This is a genomic window from Micromonospora sp. NPDC007220 (genome assembly GCF_040634035.1).
Taxonomy (GTDB): Bacteria; Actinomycetota; Actinomycetes; order Mycobacteriales; family Micromonosporaceae; genus Micromonospora; species Micromonospora reichwaldensis.
The window spans coordinates 1-17,758 of sequence record NZ_JBEYEU010000031.1 but is presented as its reverse complement, the minus strand read 5'-3'; the positions used below and the strand labels follow the sequence as shown (position 1 = coordinate 17,758).

Annotated in this window: 15 protein-coding genes and 2 tRNA genes; 9 read left to right on the top strand and 8 right to left on the bottom strand. The window is 71.6% G+C overall.

The window, feature by feature from the left end:
- Window positions 1-95: 95 nt before the first annotated feature.
- The 4 genes from ABZ573_RS29340 to ABZ573_RS29325 all read right to left on the bottom strand — a co-directional run bounded on the left by ABZ573_RS29340 (window position 96) and on the right by ABZ573_RS29325 (window position 6,879).
- Window positions 96-1,193 (bottom strand): FAD-binding oxidoreductase, encoded by a 1,098-nt coding sequence (locus tag ABZ573_RS29340; RefSeq protein ID WP_358122253.1) that lies wholly within the window; start codon window positions 1,191-1,193, stop codon window positions 96-98.
- 179 nt (window positions 1,194-1,372) lie between these two features.
- Entirely contained in the window at window positions 1,373-2,596 is a 1,224-nt protein-coding gene (locus ABZ573_RS29335) for a S8 family peptidase (RefSeq protein WP_151457581.1), read from the bottom strand.
- 118 nt (window positions 2,597-2,714) lie between these two features.
- Window positions 2,715-5,906, bottom strand: coding sequence for an Hsp70 family protein (locus ABZ573_RS29330; RefSeq protein WP_358122251.1), 3,192 nt, complete (start codon window positions 5,904-5,906; stop codon window positions 2,715-2,717).
- 106 nt (window positions 5,907-6,012) lie between these two features.
- A complete protein-coding gene (locus tag ABZ573_RS29325) occupies window positions 6,013-6,879 on the bottom strand; it encodes a sigma-70 family RNA polymerase sigma factor (RefSeq protein WP_151455991.1) in 867 nt (288 codons plus the stop codon).
- A gap of 147 nt (window positions 6,880-7,026) precedes the next feature.
- On the opposite strand from ABZ573_RS29325, the gene ABZ573_RS29320 reads away from it, so the two are divergent.
- Entirely contained in the window at window positions 7,027-7,491 is a 465-nt protein-coding gene (locus ABZ573_RS29320; protein ID WP_225852341.1) for a carboxymuconolactone decarboxylase family protein, read from the top strand.
- Window positions 7,492-7,561: 70 nt separating this feature from the next.
- Here ABZ573_RS29320 and ABZ573_RS29315 read toward each other — a convergent pair whose 3' ends face one another.
- Together ABZ573_RS29315 and ABZ573_RS29310 are read right to left on the bottom strand one after the other, a co-directional pair.
- The gene (locus ABZ573_RS29315; RefSeq protein ID WP_225852340.1) at window positions 7,562-7,981 is read right to left on the bottom strand and encodes an ASCH domain-containing protein; all 420 of its coding nucleotides are present in this window, start codon (window positions 7,979-7,981) and stop codon (window positions 7,562-7,564) included.
- Between the two features lie 499 nt (window positions 7,982-8,480).
- Complete coding sequence (locus tag ABZ573_RS29310) at window positions 8,481-8,924, bottom strand: hypothetical protein (protein WP_151455989.1); 444 nt, start codon at window positions 8,922-8,924, stop codon at window positions 8,481-8,483.
- A gap of 380 nt (window positions 8,925-9,304) precedes the next feature.
- Between ABZ573_RS29310 and ABZ573_RS29305 the strand changes: the two genes are divergently transcribed.
- A complete protein-coding gene (locus ABZ573_RS29305) occupies window positions 9,305-9,919 on the top strand; it encodes an ATP-binding protein (protein WP_151455988.1) in 615 nt (204 codons plus the stop codon).
- Window positions 9,920-9,959: 40 nt separating this feature from the next.
- On the top strand, window positions 9,960-10,982 hold the full coding sequence (locus tag ABZ573_RS29300) for a S66 peptidase family protein (protein ID WP_358122248.1): 1,023 nt from the start codon (window positions 9,960-9,962) through the stop codon (window positions 10,980-10,982).
- 205 nt (window positions 10,983-11,187) lie between these two features.
- On the opposite strand, the gene ABZ573_RS29295 is transcribed toward ABZ573_RS29300, so the two are convergent.
- A tRNA-Gly gene (locus ABZ573_RS29295) sits at window positions 11,188-11,261 on the bottom strand.
- A 179-nt stretch (window positions 11,262-11,440) separates the two neighbouring features.
- Here ABZ573_RS29295 and ABZ573_RS29290 point away from each other — a divergent pair.
- The 6 genes from ABZ573_RS29290 (at window position 11,441) to ABZ573_RS29265 (ending at window position 16,942) form a co-directional block, all read left to right on the top strand.
- Window positions 11,441-11,514, top strand: a tRNA-Pro gene (locus ABZ573_RS29290).
- 136 nt (window positions 11,515-11,650) lie between these two features.
- The gene (gene tig, locus ABZ573_RS29285) at window positions 11,651-12,997 is read left to right on the top strand and encodes a trigger factor (RefSeq protein WP_327029346.1); all 1,347 of its coding nucleotides are present in this window, start codon (window positions 11,651-11,653) and stop codon (window positions 12,995-12,997) included.
- Between the two features lie 169 nt (window positions 12,998-13,166).
- Window positions 13,167-13,808 (top strand): ATP-dependent Clp protease proteolytic subunit, encoded by a 642-nt coding sequence (locus ABZ573_RS29280; RefSeq protein WP_091628855.1) that lies wholly within the window; start codon window positions 13,167-13,169, stop codon window positions 13,806-13,808.
- Window positions 13,809-13,818: 10 nt separating this feature from the next.
- A complete protein-coding gene (locus ABZ573_RS29275; RefSeq protein WP_327029345.1) occupies window positions 13,819-14,481 on the top strand; it encodes an ATP-dependent Clp protease proteolytic subunit in 663 nt (220 codons plus the stop codon).
- Between the two features lie 219 nt (window positions 14,482-14,700).
- The gene (gene clpX, locus ABZ573_RS29270; protein ID WP_151455911.1) at window positions 14,701-15,996 is read left to right on the top strand and encodes an ATP-dependent Clp protease ATP-binding subunit ClpX; all 1,296 of its coding nucleotides are present in this window, start codon (window positions 14,701-14,703) and stop codon (window positions 15,994-15,996) included.
- A 148-nt stretch (window positions 15,997-16,144) separates the two neighbouring features.
- Entirely contained in the window at window positions 16,145-16,942 is a 798-nt protein-coding gene (locus ABZ573_RS29265; RefSeq protein WP_358122245.1) for a carbon-nitrogen hydrolase family protein, read from the top strand.
- A 3-nt stretch (window positions 16,943-16,945) separates the two neighbouring features.
- Here the strand turns inward: ABZ573_RS29265 and ABZ573_RS29260 are convergent, their stop codons facing one another.
- Window positions 16,946-17,173: a hypothetical protein gene (locus ABZ573_RS29260; RefSeq protein ID WP_121399376.1), complete on the bottom strand. Its 228-nt coding sequence runs from the start codon at window positions 17,171-17,173 to the stop codon at window positions 16,946-16,948.
- Between the last annotated feature and the right edge of the window lie 585 nt (window positions 17,174-17,758).

The following is a 17,758-nucleotide window of genomic DNA, read 5'->3' as shown; positions in this document are numbered from 1 at the left end:
CATGCCTCGCTGATCATGGGGTTGGCGGCGAAGCCGATCTCCTCGGCGCCCGCCAACCTCATGATCGACCCGGGTGGCCGGGTGGCCGGGTCGGGTCAGGGGAGGCGGGACGGGGACAGCGGGGTGGGGTCGACCGGGGGCGGGGCGTCGACCGCCAGCGCGGCTAGCAGGGCGCCCGCCGCCGGCGAGGTCTGGACGCCGTAGCCGCCGAGCCCGGCCATCCAGAGGAAATCCGGCGCGTCGGGCGCCGGGCCGATCACGGGCACGTCGTCCGGGACGGAGGTCCGCAGCCCGGCCCAGGGCTGGTGGACGCGACGGATGTCCAGTGTGGTCGCCGCCTGCACCCGGTCGGCGCCGATCGCCACGTCGAGGTCGTCGGGGCGGGCGTCGCCCGGCGGCACGGGAGTGGTGTCGCACGGGGAGACCAGCAGGCGCCCCGACTCCGGCTTGAAGTAGAAGGTGCCGTCGACGTCGTTGACCATCGGCCAGTCCCCCGCCGGGACACCGGCCGGCGCGTCCACCAGGAAGGCGGTGCGCCGCAGGGGCGTCAACCCCACCGGTCGTACGCCGGCCGCCGTCGCGACCTCGTCGGCCCAGGCGCCTGCCGCGTTGACGACGACCCGGGCGGTGAACTCGCCGGCGTCCGTGTCCACCTGCCAACCGTCGCCGCCGCGCCGCAGCCGGCGTACCCGCGCGCCGCACACGACCCGGCCGCCGGCCGCCCGGATGCCGCGCAGGTAGCCCTGGTGCAGCGCGGCGACGTCGAGGTCCCGCACGGCCGGTTTCACCATCGCCCGCCGGCACCACTGCGGCCGTACGACGGGGCAGTGCCGGGGCAGGTCGGCGACGTCGATTTCGCGGGCCGGCGGGTCCACCTCGGCCCCGTCGCGCAGCGCCGCCTCGAAGGCGTCCTCGCTGCCCGGTGGGCAGAGGCTGAGCGTGCCGCGCGGGGTGAGCAGCGGGTGCTCGGCGAACCCCGGCGGCGGCGCGGTGAGGAAGCCCCGGCTGGCCCGGGTCAGCGCGCGCACCGCCGGCCCGCCGTAGTACTCGGAGAACACGGCGGCCGAGCGGCCGGTGGAGTGCTGGCCGGGGACCTGCTCCATCTCCAGCAGCACCACGGTCCCGTACGCGGCGAGGTGGTGTCCGGCGCTGGCGCCCGCGATTCCGCCGCCGATGACCAGATAGTCGATCATCGATTGAACGGTAGTCGGCGAGCCCTGCGCGGACAAGGCCCGCCGAACATCGATCTTCCCGCCGCAGCCGCAGCCGCAGCCGCAGCCGCAGCCCTGGCCCCAGCCGCGGCCGCAGCCGGAGTTCACGGCCGCGGCCGCAGGTGAGCCGTGCGGCCCGCCGGTGCGACGGGCCGCGCGGGTCAGGGGCCGCAGTAGAGCAGACGGTTCGGCGTGCCGCTGACCACGCCCGTCACCACTCCCGTCGTCGCCCTGCCGACCAGGTACGCGGCCACCTGCGCCGGGCTCCAGGTCGGATTGGCCGAGAGGGCGAGCGCGGCGCAGCCGGTGACGTGCGCGGCGGCCATCGAGCTGCCGCTGATGGTGGTCACCGCCGCGTCGCCGGTGTGCCAGGTGGAGGTGATGTTGGCGCCGGGGGCGAACAGGTCGATGCAGCTGCCGTGGTTGCCGCTCGGCATCCGGGCGTCGGTGCTGGTGGTGCCCGCCACGGTGAGCGCCGCCGCGACCCGCGCCGGCGAGAAGTTGCAGGCGTTGGCGTTCGAGCTGCCCGCCGTGACGGAGTAGGTCACCCCGGACGAGATCGACCGGTTCACCGCGGCGTCCAGTGCCGTGCTGGCGCCGCCGCCGAGTGCCAGGAGCGCCACCGCAGGCCGCACGGCGTTCGCGGTGACCCAGTCCACCCCGGCGATCACCTGGGAGAAGGTGCCGCTGCCGGCGCAGTTGAGCACCCGTACCGGCCGCAGCCGGATCTCCTTCGCCACCCCGTGCAGGGTGCCGCCGATGGTGCCGGCGAGGTGGGTGCCGTGGCCGTTGCAGTCGTCCGCCGGGCCGCCGTCGACGAGGTCGACGCCGCCGCCGGCCCGGACGCCGAAGTCGCCGTGCGTACTCCGGATGCCGGTGTCGATGACGTACGCGTGCACGTTGTGCGCGGTGTTGGGGTAGGCGTACCGGCCGTCGAGCGGGAGGTTGCGCTGGTCGATGCGGTCCAGGCCCCACGACGGCGGGTTGAGCTGTACGCCCGGCCCGACGAGGGTCACCACCCGGTCCCGCTCCACGTACGCCACGGCCGGGTCGGCGGCGAGCCGCCGGGCGGCCCGCTCCGGCAGGTGCGCCACGAATCCGTTGAGCGCGTGCCCGTAGACGCGGTCGACGGTGGCCCCGTAGCGGTCGGCCAGCCGCCCGGCGGCGTCCGTGACGGTGGCCCGCCGGTCGTCGGCGCGTCCGATGGCGTCGTCCCTGAGCACGACGACGTATCCGTCGGTCACCGCGTTCGGGGCGTCGGCGTGCAGGATCTCGCCGGTGGCCGGGGTGGCCGCCGCGGGGGTGCCCATCGCGGCGACGACCGCGGCGGCGGCGAGTACGCCCACCGCGCGGGCCCGCCATCGCCGGGTACGGGGAAGTGTCATCTGCCGGTCCTCCTCCTGTCGGCCCCGCGCCGGCTCGTGACCGGACGCGGAGCAGCCTGGCCGTTGAGAGGAGGCTATCGGCTATATAGATCCATCTGAATGCCTGTCGGGGTGTCGGCTACCCGGCGAACCGGTAGAGCACGAATCCGTACGGGGACTCCGCCCCGGCGTCCCCGCTCTGCCTGCCGGCACCGCAGGCGATCACGCTGGTGTTCCACGAGCACGTGTCGCTGCGTACGTCCGCCAACTGGCCCAGCTCGGCCACCTCACCCGAGCCCACCGACAGCCCGGCGACGCTGCGGTCGTCCTCGACCGAGCTGGGCGGGTCGGCGAGGAGCAGCAGGTTGCCCGCGTCGAGCCGGACCGCCACCCCGCGACGGTCGGAGAGCACGGCGCGACCGTCGGGGCCGAACAGCGTGCCGGCCGACTCCGGGGAGGTCCGCCGGGCGAGCAGGTGCTCGCCGAGCGGCACGAGCCGGGTCGCCCGGGGCGCCTTCCACTTGCTCACCTTCTCCTCGGTGGCCGCCACGACCTCGGTGGTCTCGTCGTCGCCGCCGGTCACCTCCAGCAGGCACGCCCGCCGCTCGCCGCAGGGCACCAGGGCCTCCGGCCGGCGCTTGTCGTCCTCGGCCGTGTACAGCACCTTCGGCTGGGCGTCGCTCGTCAGGTCGTACGCGAGCAGCTGGTAACCGGCGTCGTCGCGGGCCACGTAGAGGCGGTCCTCGTGCGCCACCACCAGGTCGTCGTGGTCGGCCACCCCGGCGCGGGTGCGGACCACCTGGCCGCTGCCCATGTCGACCAGTCGGACGGACCGGTCCGCGCCCACCTGCACGATCCGGTTGACCTCGCCGCGCCAGGGATCGCGCGGGGAGCCGTCGAGGAAGGCCGGGCCGCCCAGGGCCTTGTCGGTGGTGACCGGGTGGACGCTGGTGCGGGTGTTGTCGTACTCGTCGCGCGGGCTGGGCTGCGACCAGACCTCCCCGCCGTCGCCCAGGCGCAGCCCGACGAGCCGCTTCCCGGCGCGGTCCACCTGCACCGCGACGCCGTCGCCGAAGATCACGTCGTCGTTGCCCAGGATCGACCGGCGCCACCGCTGGTCGCCGGAGGCGCCGTCGAGCAGCACGAGGTCCCGGGGGGTGTCGTCGCCGATCGCGTCGGCGAAGACCGCGACCGCGCCGGGCAGGGCGACGATCCCCTTCCACCGGTCGGAGGACACCGCGGTCTGCTTCCGCCACTTCACCGCGCCGGTGCCGGCGTCGACCGACACCACCTCCAGCCGCCCGTCGCCGAGCGGATACCCGAGATAGGCCCGCTGCCCGAGGACCGCAGTGAACATGTCCGCCGGTCGTTCCGTGCCGGCGGGCACCCGGGTCAGCTGGTCGACGGTCCGGAACTCCAGGGCGGGGTAGCGGTCGCGGGTCAGGTACAGCACCGCCGCCGTCGCCACGCCGGCGAGCGCCAACACGGCGGCGAGCGAGACCCACAGCGCCCGGCGTCGGGGGAGCGCCGGCCGACTCCGGCCGCCGCCGGGCGACGCCGACACGGGCGTGCCGGAGACGGGTACGCCCGGCCACACCCCCGCAGGACCACCCTGGGGTACGCCCGGCGGCGCGTAGGGTGCCGCGCCGCCCGCCGGTGCGCCCGAGGCCGGGGCTGCGGCCGGAGTCCCCGGCGGTGCGTACGGTGCCGAGCCTTCGGCCGGTGCGCCCGACGAGCCCGCAGCCGGCGCCCACGGCGGTGCGAACGGTGACTGGCCCGCTCCCGGCGGTGCGAACGGTGCCGGGCCCGCGCCCGGTGGTGCGAACGGGTCGGCCGGTGACGGTGCGGCGGGCACGGTCGGGGCGGTCGGCGGCCCGGCGACCATGGTCGGCGTCAGCCCGGCGGGCAGGGCCGGCGTGACGCCCTCCGGTCCGGCGACGGCGGTCGGCGTGGGGGCCGGGCCGGCGGGCACGGTCGGCGCACTGCCGTCCTGGCCGCCGACGCCGTCCCCCGACGCGGCGGGCGCGTGCGGCGTGCTGCCGGCGGATGCGGGCTGCGCCGGCACGGCGGGCGGTGCCGGTGCGGAGGCCTGCGGTGCCGGCGCGGCGGGATCGGGCTGTGGTGCGCCGGCCGGTTGCGCCGCAGCGGGGGGTTGCGCGGGTGCGGCGAAGGCGTCGGCGGCCCGGGCGCGCCGGGGCAGGGGCAGGTCGGTCAGCGCCCCCTCGGCCACCGGCAGCTCCGGCTGCTCCAGCACGGTCGGGGCGATGCCCAGTTCGGCGTGCAGCAGCCGGGCCACCATCGGCATCCGGGTGGCGCCACCGACCAGGAACAGGCCGGAGAGCTGCTGCGGGTCGAGGCCGGCCGCGCCGATCACGTCCCGGGTCACCGCCACCGCCCGGCCCAGCAGCGGCCCGGCCACCCGCTCCAGGTCGGCCCGGGTGAGCGTGACCGCCGCCTCCACCCCCGGTACGGCCACCGGCGCCGCCGGCACCCGCGACAACATCTCCTTCGCGCCCCGGACGTTCTCCCAGAGCTCGTGGCGCTCCCGCCACTGGGTCGCGGACTCCGGGCGGGTGAGCCGCTCCCACCGGTCGGGGTGCGCCTCGGCGACCAGTTCGCCGAGGCGACCCAGCAGGGCGGTGTCCACGTCCAGGCCACCGAGGTCGTCCGCGCCGCCCGCGGTGACGACCGTGAACCCGGAGTCGCCCCACGGGTCCGCGCCCTCGTTGCGCAGCACCGCGACGTCCAGCGTCCCGGCGCCGAAGTCGAAGACCGCGATCGTTCCGCCCACCGGCACCGGGCGGCGCAGCACCTGCGTGTAGTAGCGGGCGGCGGCCACCGGTTCCCGCAGCAGACGGGTGCCCGGCGGCGTGGGACCGGAGAGCGTGTGCTCGGCCGCCGACGGCCAACCGGCCGTCGCCAGGGCGTCGGCCAGCACCTGGCGGCGGGCGGCGTCCCAGGTCGCCGGGCACGTCAGCACCGCCGGGGGCAGGAACCCGACCGCCTCGACGGCCGCCCGGGCCACCGCGTGCAGCGTCGCGGCCAGCAGTTCGGCCGGCGGATACCGGCGGTCACCCAACACGACGGCGGGCTCGTCGATGCGCCGCTTCGGGTTGGGCTCGTACCGGCCCGGATCGGTGCGGGCCAGCCGCTGGGCGTCCCGGCCGGCGTGCAGCAGCCCGTCCGCGTCGGCGTACACGCCGGAGGGGATGATCGGCTGCCCGTCCACGAGCAGTGCTCGGGTGTGCCCGTCGGGCCGGCGCAGCACGGCGACGGTGTGGGACGTGCCGAGGTCGACGCCGAGGGCGTACCCCTCGTGCTGGCCTGCCATCTGCCGTTACCTCCGCGGGACGAGGGGATGCCCGGCCCCGAATCGTACGCAGCAGCCGCACCAGCGCCGATCGCGCCCTGACGTGCGACTCAGGCGGCGCGCACCGTCACCCGACAACCAGGTCCAGGCCGGCGATCTGCTCGGGGTCGGCGACCACCTCGATGCCGAGGATCCGGTCGGCGACCACGAAGCTGAGCACCAGGCGGGTACGGCCGTCGACGAGCACCACCGCCCCCGGTGCGCCGTCCACGAACGCCGGCACCGCCCCCTGCGCCTTGCCGGAGAAGAAGCTGGCGACCGTGGCCGAGCCGCATGCCTCGCCGGCCCCGCCCATCCGCACGGCCGCCGCGTCGGAGCGCAGGACGACGTGCGGGTCGAGCAGGGTGAGCAGGTCGTCGAAGCGCCCCTCGCGGGACGCGGCGAGGAACGCCTCGACGGTCCCACGCTGCCGGGCCCGGTCGGCCTCCGGCGCCGGCGACCCGCCCTGCACGCGCCGGCGGGCCCGGCTGGCGATCTGCCGGACGGCGGCCGGGCTGCGGTCGACCACGGGCGCGAGCTCGTCGAAGGAGACCGCGAACATGTCGTGCAGCACGAACACGAGCCGTTCGGTGGGGCCGAGGGTCCGGAGCACCACGTCCAGCGCGCGCCCGACCGACTCCGTGAGCATCGCCTCCCGCTCGGGGTCGGGCTCGCCGTCTCCGGGCGTGGTCGACTCGTCGGCGGCCACGTCGGCGGGCCGCTCGTGCCGCGCGGCGCTGGAGCCCAGCCGGTCGAGGCAGACCCGCCCGACGGTGGTGGTGAGCCAGCCCGGCAGGTTCTCGATGCCATCGACGTCGGCGCGGCTGAGCCGCAGCCAGGTGTCCTGGACCGCGTCGTCGGCCTCGGCCCGGGAGCCGAGCATCCGCTGGGCCACGGAGCGCAGCCGGTGGCGCTGCTCCTCGAAGCGCTCGGCGAGCAGGTCGGTGTCGCTCACGGCATCGCCATCCCGGTCGGCCTCCGGCCTTCGTGTGGCCCGGGTCACATCTGTCACGTCGCCCCTCCGGCTGTCGACAGCAGGGTGACGAACGAGGAAAGCGCTGCGGCGGGGGCGTCGGCAGCGTAACAGGAAGGACGGCACACGATGTCCGTACAGGCCCGTATGCGGAACCCCGCGACCCTGCTTCCCGACGCGGTGAAGGCGATCAATCTGCTCTACAAGGCGGCCCACTCGGCCGGGGTCCCGGGGAGCACCCTGGAGCTGGTCCACCTGCGGGCCAGCCAGATCAACGGGTGCAGCGCCTGCCTCGATTCCGGCGCCCGCAACGCCCGGAAGGCGGGGGAGACCGAGGAGCGGCTGTTCGCGCTGGCCGCCTGGCGGGAGACGCCGTACTTCACCGACGCCGAGCGGGCCGCACTCGCGCTCGCCGAGTCCGCGACCCGGCTGGCCGACCGGGCCGACCCCGTGCCCGACGAGGTGTGGGACGAGGCCGCCCGGCACTTCGAGGAGAAGGAACTGGCCGCGCTGGTGCTCTGGCTCGCCACCACCAACTTCTTCAACCGGTTGAACGCCACCACCCGCCAGCCCGCCCCGCAGAACTGGGGCTGAGCGGGCGACCGACCCGGGCGTACGGCGCGCGCCGCCGCACGCCCGGGTCGCCGCGTACGGCAAGAGGCGCTCAGACGGTGTGCACCAGCCGGAAGCGCTCGAGCAGCACCGGGGTGTCGTCGTCGACGGTGAAGCCCGGGTCACCCAGCTCCGCGCGCACCTCCGCGCTGTGCCAGAACGTCTCGTGCCCGGCCCGCCACTGCGCCACCGACTCGTACCCCTCGCCCTCGTCGAGGGCGTGCGGCAGGTCGACGTCGCCGAGCCGGACCACGCGTACCTCGGTCACCTCGATCACCGCGACCCGCCGGCCCGCCGAGTCGACCACCGCCGAGCGCTCACCCACCTCGGGCATCGGCTCGTCCGTCCGCTCGTAGCCGAGCACGAGGCTGGACGTCGAGGTCTTCGCACCGGACAGGATCGCGGCCACCAACTGGTCCCGCAGTGGCCCCGGGAACGCGAACTCCGCAGGGGAAAGATCATCAAGTTCCACGTCCGAAGGGTACGCGTCAGCGCTGCTCGGGGCGGTCGGGTTTTCGTCGACGACGTCGGCATCCACCGATGCCTGGCCCCGGCTCCGGTCTAATGGACCCATGTTCACCAGCCGAGCGCCGGTCGTCGCGACGTTCCTCGCCGCGCCACTGTCGTGATTGCCCAGACGCCCGGCTGGCTCTGCTCTTCTGCACCGCGCACACCCGCTACTTCGAGTCCACCGGGGTCGTGATCGGTCGGGCCGGGGCTACCGGCTGTTGCCGGTCAGCGTGGTCTTGAGGGTGGAGACGGCGCGTTCGCCGAGGGCTCTACCGGCGCCAGGCCGGCGTAGGCGGCAAGGTGACCGGGTTGTCGAAGGTCGACAGGCCCCCGACCGCGTCGATGAACTCCGCCGACAACGCACAGGAGCAGCTTGACCAGCACACCCGGCGGGCCGCGGGCGGGTGCTTCCAGCGCCTCCCGGCGCTGCCCGTGCACCTGCCGATCGGCGGCTCTCGACGCTAACTACCTTTGATGTACGCAATCGTGGGCTTGTCGGAGTTGTACCGAACAAAATGGTCAGTATTGCTGAAGGTGTTGCACCGGTAGCTGTCACCTTCCTGGTCGAAGAATTCGTAGTCGTAATGCTCTTCGTTGGAGAAATCCAGCCGGTAGGCATAGCCGCCGACATTGTCACCCGACATGTCAGCATTGGAATGCAGCTTGTACCTCGAGATGGCCGTCGTGGTCTTGAAGCTGCTCTCGGTGGTTATCCAGTCGTTTCCGCCAACAGGCCAGTTGCAGCTGATGCCGAAGTCGGTCTTCCCCATGGGTGCACCCGACCCGCCCTGGTCCGCGCCGGATTCGCCGAGGTAGCCCACCTCGTACTTCTTCCCCCTGGCGCTGGTGAACTCCTTCCAGACGATCGCATCCTCGTTGACTTTGACGGCAACCTTCTTCGCCATTTCCCACTTCTTCCGACAGGGCGGTCGTTGCTCCGCCTCGGCCATTCCCTGGTGTGATCAATGGCCACGATAGGCGAGTGATCGGCGGATCGACCTAATTTGCTCACTACCGCCTCGGCCTGACGGTGTTTCGGTACCATGTCGCTTTCTGCCGTGCCGTGCGGGCTAGCAGGCCGTTCAAGTTCGGGTACGAGGCTCCGCCCGTAATCGGTCACCGACCGCGACCCGCTGACGACCACCCTCCGGTTCGGCGGCGACCCTGGGTCACCTCCAGGCGCGGGCGGGACCGGCTTCGCGGTCGACGACCCCGCCCGGCGAACGACTCCGGGATAGCTGTGGGGCCCGTCGACAGCCGGCTGGAGGTTTGCCACCATCGGCGGATGCTCGGAAGGGAGAGGCCGGTGGTGGTTGCCGTATGCGGATCTCCCGGAGCCGGAAAGACCACGGTCGCCATCGCGTCGGCGCGCCGCCTCGGGCTACCGCTGCTGACCCGGGACGAGTTGAAGGCCGGTCTCGGGTTGTCCTCCGCTTCCGTCACGCACGGTGGCGGTGTCCAGCTCGATTCCGATTTCCACATCGCCGGTGGTCCCTTCAGCCTCCGCGCCGAGGCCGTGATGGCCGACGCGGCCCGGCTGTTCGCGACCGCACGGGTGAGTTTCGTCGTGGAGTCCTCGGTGCTGTCGCACAGGCTGCTCGATGCGCTGATCACGTGTGGCGCACGAGTGCTCGCTGTGCACGTCGTGGCCGATGAGGCAGTGATCCGCGATCGCCTCCGTGCCAGAGCGGTCAGCGGCGCGGCTGTCGACCAACAGCTCGAATCCCAGTTTCAGCGAGGCGACATGAAGCGGTCGATCTTCGAGCCGCCGGACGGAGTCGACGCCGTCGTCGAAGTGGACACCTCAGGCCATGGGGATCCGGTCATCGAACCCATCGAGGAAGCGGTCCTCACCCTGCTTCGGTCAACGCCTGACCGTACGTTCCGGTCCAGGCGGTAAGTGCGTAGCGTGTCTTTGCGCGTGTTGGGACACTGCGCCGGTGACCGGATCCGCACTGCCTCAGCTGCTTCGGCCTCGTGCCCTGAGGCCCGGAGATCTCGTCGTCATCGCATCGCTGTCCGGGCCGCTCCATGCCGCTTACGAGCCCGACCTCGAGCAGGCGATGGTCGTGCTCGAGCGGATGGGGTTTCGCGTGCGTCGGGCTCCGCTACTCGAAGCAGGGCGCCACCACTGGTGGAGCGCGGCTACGCCAGCGGAGATCGCCAGGGAAATCAATGCTCTTCTGCGTGATCCTGAGGTGCGCGCCATCATCGCGCACGACGGTGGCCAGACGGCGCTCGGCTACCTCGACCTGATCGACGTTGCGGCGATCGCTGCCGACCCCAAGCCGATCCTCGGCTACAGCGACATCTCGCTGCTGCATCTGGTGCTCTACGCACGCACGGGACTCGTCGGGTTCCATGCCGACTTGGCCACGCCTGGACTTGGCGGGGCGTGGCAGGTTGCGCCCGCAGCACGCCGAGCGGAACTTGAAAGGCTCTACTCGACGTTGCTGACCAGTACCGAGGCCATCGGTGCGCTGCCTGCCACCCCGTCATGGGAGTGCTGGCGTGGCGGTCGTGCCGAAGGCCGGCTGATCGGCGGGGTGATCAATCGTATTGTGCTGGCGCAGGCGACGCCTTACGCGCTGCCGCTCGAGTGGTTCGACGGTGCGGTGCTGTTCTGGGAGGAAATGGGCGGCCACGCGTCGTACGTGTGGAGCTACCTGCAGGTGCTGCGGCACTGCGGCATCCTCGATCGGATCTCCGGCATGGTCGTCGGCGTTCCGTACGCGATCGACGGGCTCGGGGCGCCCGACGCGTCCCCGACCCTGCCCGAGATAGTCCTCGACGTTCTCGGTGAACGTGACATCCCGGTCCTGGGTAACGTCGAGTTCGGACACGCTGGCCCGAATCTGCCGATGCCGGTCGGCATCCACGTCGGCCTCGATGCCCAGCAGCGGACGTTGTCACTGCTCGAACCGGCGGTACGGCCGCATGCGACAACGGGACCGCTCGGCTGAGCAACACGGATCGGTCAGGGGCATCGACGAGTCGGCGAAGGTAACGGACGGCCGGGGAACCAGACTGTCGGCCACCTGCACAAGGACCCGCCTCGGACGGCACGGCCGACGCTACTGGCCCGCCAATGGCACGCAAGATCAGAAAGAGCTGAGACGAGAGCGGCCCAGGCTCGGCGACAACGCCGCTGACCTGGGCCGGTACTGCTGGAGCGGGCGACGAGAATCGAACTCGCACCGTCAGTTTGGAAGACTGAAGCTCTGCCATTGAGCTACGCCCGCGTGCGCCCCGCCATCGCAGGGCGCGCCGACAGCGTACCGAATGACCCGCGTGCTCCGCGCGGCCGTATCCCCGGCGGGTGGTGTCGGAGCGTCGGATGTCCGGTTGGTCCCCCTTCGGCGCGTTGAGGGACGCCCCGGGACTTCCGGCGGGTCGCGACGGCATAGACTGCTCGTCGCCACGGGGTGTGGCGCAGCTTGGTAGCGCACTCGCTTTGGGAGCGAGGGGCCGTGGGTTCAAATCCCGCCACCCCGACTGTCGTCCGCGGCCGGTCGCCGGGGTCGCCCTCTGTGCGGTCCCCGGCCGCTGCCGGTGCGTCCGGCCGGCTCGCCTACACTCGATGGGCTAATCACGCCCAGACTAAAACCGAGATCCGTCAAGGAGTACGCCTGTGAAGAGCACCGTCGAGACTCTGAGCCCGACGCGCGTGCGGCTCGCCATCGAGGTGCCGTTCGTCGAGCTCGAGCCGAGCCTCAGGAAGGCGTACCGGGAGATCGGGCAGCAGGTCCAGGTGCCCGGCTTCCGCAAGGGCAAGATTCCTGCGGCCGTGATCGACCAGCGGGTCGGCCGGGGCACCGTCCTCAACGAGGCGGTGCAGGAGGCCATCCCGCAGAACATCCTCGCCGCCGTCCGCGAGCACGACCTGAAGACGCTCGGCCGCCCCGAGGTCGAGATCACCGAGTTCAACGACGGTGACTCGCTGAACTTCACCGCCGAGGTCGACGTCCGCCCGGAGATCACCCTGCCGGACCCGGCCACCATCGAGGTGACCGTCGACGAGCTCCAGATCGACGACAGCGAGATCGACGAGCAGGTGAAGAACCTGCGCGAGCGGTTCGCCACCCTGAAGACCGTCGAGCGGGCCGCCCAGGAGGGCGACTACGTCCAGATCGACCTGAACGCGACCGTCGACGGCGAGGACGTGCCGGGCGGCTCCGCCAGCAACATCTCCCACGAGGTCGGCAGCAAGCAGCTCCTCCCGGGCCTGGACGAGGCCGTCGTCGGCCTGGCCGCCGGCGAGGACACCAGCTTCACCACCCAGCTCGTCGGCGGCGACTTCGCCGGCCGCGACGCCGAGGTGGCGGTGACCGTCCGCACGGTCAAGGAGAAGGAGCTGCCGGAGCTCAACGACGAGTTCGCCCAGATGGCGAGCGAGTTCGACAGCATCGAGGAGCTGCGCGGCGACCTGCGGGAGCGGGTCACCCGGGGCAAGCGGGTCGAGCAGATCTACGCCGCCCGCGACAAGGCGCTGGAGCAGATGGTGGCCGCCGCCGAGGTGCCGGCGCCGGAGGGCATCGTCCGCGAGGAGGTCGAGAGCCGCAAGCAGGCGATGGTCGACCAGCTCGAGCGGATCGGCGCCTCCCTGGAGGAATACCTCGCGGCCGAGGAGAAGACCGAGGAGCAGATCGACGCCGAGCTGACCGAGGCGGCGACCGAGGGCGTCAAGGTCCAGCTGCTGCTGGACACCCTGGCCGACGCCGAGGACGTGCAGGTCTCCGACGACGAGTTCGGCCACGAGATCGTGCACCGGGCCCAGCGCGCCGGGATGGCTCCGCAGCAGTACTACGACCAGCTGGTCCGCTCGGGCGCGGCCGGTGCCGTCTTCGGTGACGTGCGGCGGGGCAAGGCCCTGGCCTCGGTCATGGAGCGCATCAAGATCAAGGACTCGGCGGGCAACGAGGTCACCCTCGACGCGCTGCGCGCCGAGAACGAGGCCGAGCACAACCACGAGCACTGACAGTGCGGGGAGGCCGCCGTCCGCCGCCTGCGGTGGACGGCGGCCGATTCCCTTTTCGGGTACGCCTCGGCGGTACTGCGCTGATAGCGAACACTGCCCGGACCGGCGCTCTGCCATCCGGCTGAGCGGTTAGTGTCGGGTAGGACGGTACGGAGAGCGAAGGGCTGCCATGACCGACATGCACATCCAAGCGAAGCCGCTCCGGGCGATCGATGCCCGCGGTGGCGACACCATTGGCAACCTCGACGACTCGGTCTACAACCGGTTGCTCAAGGAACGCATCATCTTCCTGGGCAGCGAGGTGACCGACCAGGTCGCCAACCGCATCTGCGCGCAGCTCCTGCTGCTCGCCGCGGAGGACCCGGACCGCGACATCAACCTCTGGATCAACTCGCCGGGCGGTTCGGTCTACTCCGGCATGGCGATCTACGACACCATGCAGTTCATCGACAACGACGTCTCGACCGTGGCGATGGGCATGGCGGCGTCCATGGGTCAGCTGCTGCTCTGCGCCGGCACCAAGGGCAAGCGCTACGCCCTGCCGCACGCGCGGATCATGATGCACCAGCCCTCCGGCGGTCTGGGCGGCACCGCGTCCGACATCGCCATCCAGGCGGAGCAGATGCTCTACACCAAGCGGATGTTCCAGGAGCGGGTCGCGCACCACACCGGCCAGAGCCAGGCGCAGATCGAGGCCGACTCCGACCGCGACCGCTGGTTCACCGCCCAGGAGGCCCTGGACTACGGCTTCATCGACAAGGTGATCATCGGGGCCGCCCAGGTTCCGGATGGCGCCGGGACCCTGAGCTGAGGAGCTGACGATGACCGACCTGAGCCTGCCGCCCCAGTTCGCGGCCGTGCACAACCGCTACGTCCTGCCGTCGTTCGTCGAGCGCACGTCGTACGGGGTCAAGGAGTCCAACCCCTACAACAAGCTCTTCGAGGACCGGATCATCTTCCTCGGCGTCCAGGTCGACGACGCGTCGGCCAACGACGTGATGGCGCAGCTGCTGACGCTCGAGGGCACCGACCCGGACCGCGACATCATCATGTACATCAACTCGCCCGGCGGTTCGTTCACCGCCATGACGGCGATCTACGACACCATGCAGTACGTCCGGCCGGACATCTCGACGGTCTGCCTCGGCCAGGCCGCCAGCGCGGCGGCCGTGCTGCTGGCCGCTGGCACCCCGGGCAAGCGGATGGCGCTGCCGAACTCGCGGATCATCATCCACCAGCCGGCCACCGAGGGCGGCTACGGGCAGGGCTCGGACATCGAGATCCAGGCCCGGGAGATCCTGCGGATGCGGACGCAGCTCGAGGAGATGCTCTCCCGGCACTGCAACCGGCCGATCGAGAAGGTCCGCAAGGACATCGACCGTGACAAGATCATGACGGCCGAGGAGTCCAAGGAGTACGGGCTGGTGGACACCATCCTCACCAGCCGCAAGAAGGGCCTGCTGGCGGCCAACGCCGCCAGCTGAACAGCTCGGGTCGCGGTCGGCCGGGAGTCCGCTCCCGGCCGACCGTCTGACACACCCGATTTGGGGGTCGGAGAAACCTCCGCCAGCGGGTAACGTCGGGTCTGTGCCGCTCCACCGGTCCGCCGGCGGGGTGAAACGAGCGGGGTGAAACGAGGCGGGCGCTTCCACGTCCGCAGGCAAGGGCCGGGTCTCCGGCCGACGAGTGCAGGGAGAACGTAGGTGGCACGGATCGGTGACGGCGGCGACCTACTGAAATGCTCGTTCTGCGGTAAGTCGCAGAAGCAGGTCAAGAAGCTCATCGCGGGCCCTGGGGTCTACATCTGCGACGAGTGCATCGATCTCTGCAACGAGATCATCGAGGAGGAGTTGGCCGAGTCGGGCGAGGTGAAGTGGGAAGAGCTTCCCAAGCCGATGGAGATCTGCCAGTTCCTCGACACCTACGTCGTCGGGCAGGACCAGGCCAAGAAGGCGCTCGCCGTCGCGGTCTACAACCACTACAAGCGGATCCAGGCCGAGGCGGCCGGCGCGCCGGGCTCCGGCAGTGACGCCGTCGAGCTGGCCAAGTCCAACATCCTGCTGCTCGGCCCGACGGGGTGCGGCAAGACCCACCTGGCGCAGACCCTGGCGCGGATGCTGAACGTGCCGTTCGCCATCGCCGACGCCACCGCGCTGACGGAGGCCGGCTACGTCGGCGAGGACGTGGAGAACATCCTCCTCAAGCTGATCCAGGCCGCCGATTACGACATCAAGCGCGCCGAGACCGGCATCATCTACATCGACGAGGTCGACAAGATCGCCCGCAAGTCGGAGAACCCGTCGATCACGCGGGACGTCTCCGGCGAGGGCGTCCAGCAGGCGCTGCTCAAGATGCTGGAAGGCACGGTGGCCAACGTGCCGCCGCAGGGTGGGCGCAAGCACCCCCACCAGGAGTTCATCCAGATCGACACCACAAACGTGCTGTTCATCTGCGGTGGTGCCTTCGCCGGGCTCGACCAGATCATCGAGGCCCGCACCGGCCACGGCGGCACGGGCTTCGGCGCCCGGCTCCGGTCGGTCTCCGAGCGGTCGACCGACGACATCTTCAGCCAGGTCATGCCGGAGGACATGCTCAAGTTCGGGCTGATCCCCGAGTTCATCGGCCGGCTCCCGGTGATCACCAACGTGCGCAGCCTCGACCGCATCGCCCTGGTGCGCATCCTCACCGAGCCGCGCAACGCCCTGGTCCGGCAGTACCAGCGCCTCTTCGAGCTCGACGGCGTCGAGCTGGAGTTCGAGCCGCCGGCCCTGGAGGCGATCGCCGACCAGGCGATGCTGCGCGGCACGGGCGCCCGCGGCCTGCGCGCGATCATGGAAGAGGTCCTGCTCTCCGTGATGTACGAGGTGCCGAGCAACCCCGACGCCGCCCGGGTGCTGATCACCCGCGAGGTGGTGCTCGAGAACGTCAACCCGACGATCGTTCCCCGCGAGTTCACCGGCCGGCGTGCCCGGCGGGACCGCGAGGAGAAGTCGGCCTGATCCACCGCCGCCGCGCCCGACCACTCCGGTCGGGCGCGGTGTCGTGTCCGGCCCGGCCGATGCCGGTGGCCCGATCCACCCGTGGCCCGGGAGCCCCGCCACCTCTTCGACGCTGTCGCCGCGCCCCCTCCGGTCGTACGCTGATCCCATGCGCGTCGCCGTCTGTCAGCTGAACTCTCGGGAAGACCGTGAGGCGAACCTCGCGGCCGCGGAGGCCATGCTGGAACGTGCGGCGGCGGCCGGCGCGGACCTCGCGCTCCTGCCGGAGTTCGTCGACTATCTCGGCCCCGCCGCGGGGCTCCCCGAGCCGGAGCCGGTCGACGGCGAGGTCGGCCAGTTCTTCGCCGGCGTCGCCCGGCGGCTGGGCATGTGGCTGATCGCCGGGTCGATCCACGAGCGCGGGCCGGATCCGGCCCGCACCTGGAACACCTCCCTGGTCTTCGACCGCTCCGGCACGCTGGCCGCCAGCTACCGGAAGATCCACCTGTACGACGTGGAGATCCCCGGCCGGGTCTCCTACCTGGAGTCGGCCACCGTCGCCCCGGGCGACCAGCCGGTGGTCGTCGACGTCGAGGGCCTTCGCGTCGGCCTGTCGATCTGCTACGACCTCCGGTTCCCGGAGCTGTACCGGCAGCTCGTGGTCGAGGGCGGCGCCCAGTTGCTCGTGGTGCCGGCGGCCTTCATGGTCCACACCGGGCGGGATCACTGGGAGGTGCTGCTGCGCGCGCGGGCGATCGAGAACCAGTGCTTCGTCGCCGCGGCGGGGCAGACCGGCGACCACCAGCCGAGCCGGAGCTGTTACGGCCGCAGCATGGTGGTCGACCCGTGGGGGACGGTGCTCACCCAGGTGCCCGACGGCCCGGGCCTCGCCGTCGCCGACCTTGATCTCGACCGGCTGCGGACGATCCGCGCCGAGCTGCCCAGCCTCGCGAACCGCCGCCTCTGACGCTCACCCCTGAAGCAGTACGCCCAGCACGGCGAAGCCGGCGATCGCGGCGGCCGTGACCAGGAGTGCCGTCGTCATGCGGGACCGACCACGGCGGGCCAGCCGAGCCACCGAGACCAGGACGACGAAGACCACGAAGGCGCCGATGACCAGCTGCCAGAACGGCAGCAGCAGTCCCGTCAGCGCGTCCTCGGCGAGCACGGTCACCCGGGTGCGCGGGAGGTCAGCCATGACAGACACTCTGGCACGCCGGGACCGCCTTCGGACCCCGGCGGTCATCACGAATGCGCGACCGCCGGCGGTCGTTCCGGACCGACAGTGACGAGCGCCGATTTGCCTTCTCCGGGCGGGCGGCGTAACTTTCTCTCTGCACGCGGGAGGCCGGACAAACCGGCCGACAACGGCACCAGGCTCGTGGCGGAGACGCCGGGCGAGGCTGAGGATCCGGGCGGTGCGAGGACACTCCAAGATGGGGTTGCGATCGCGAGGCCGACCGGGTAGAGTTCGGGAGCCGGCAGGAGCCGGGCGGATGGCCACGAAGTGGCGATCGGCCGGTCTGCGGTTCCCCACGACAGCAACGACCGCCGTGATACGGCGAGCGTCATCGTGGATTCGGAACACTTCCTTGATCACCTCGGACACGAGGTTGACGACGGGAAGCGGGCCGAGTAAGGTAAAGAGGTTGCCCCAAGCGGGTTCCCACGATGTGGGACGCCTGAGTGGTGTGTGGTTGTTCTTTGAGAACTCAACAGGGTGCTTGATAAGCCAGTGCCAATTATGATTTATACCCCGGACTGGTCAGGCTTCGGTTTGGCT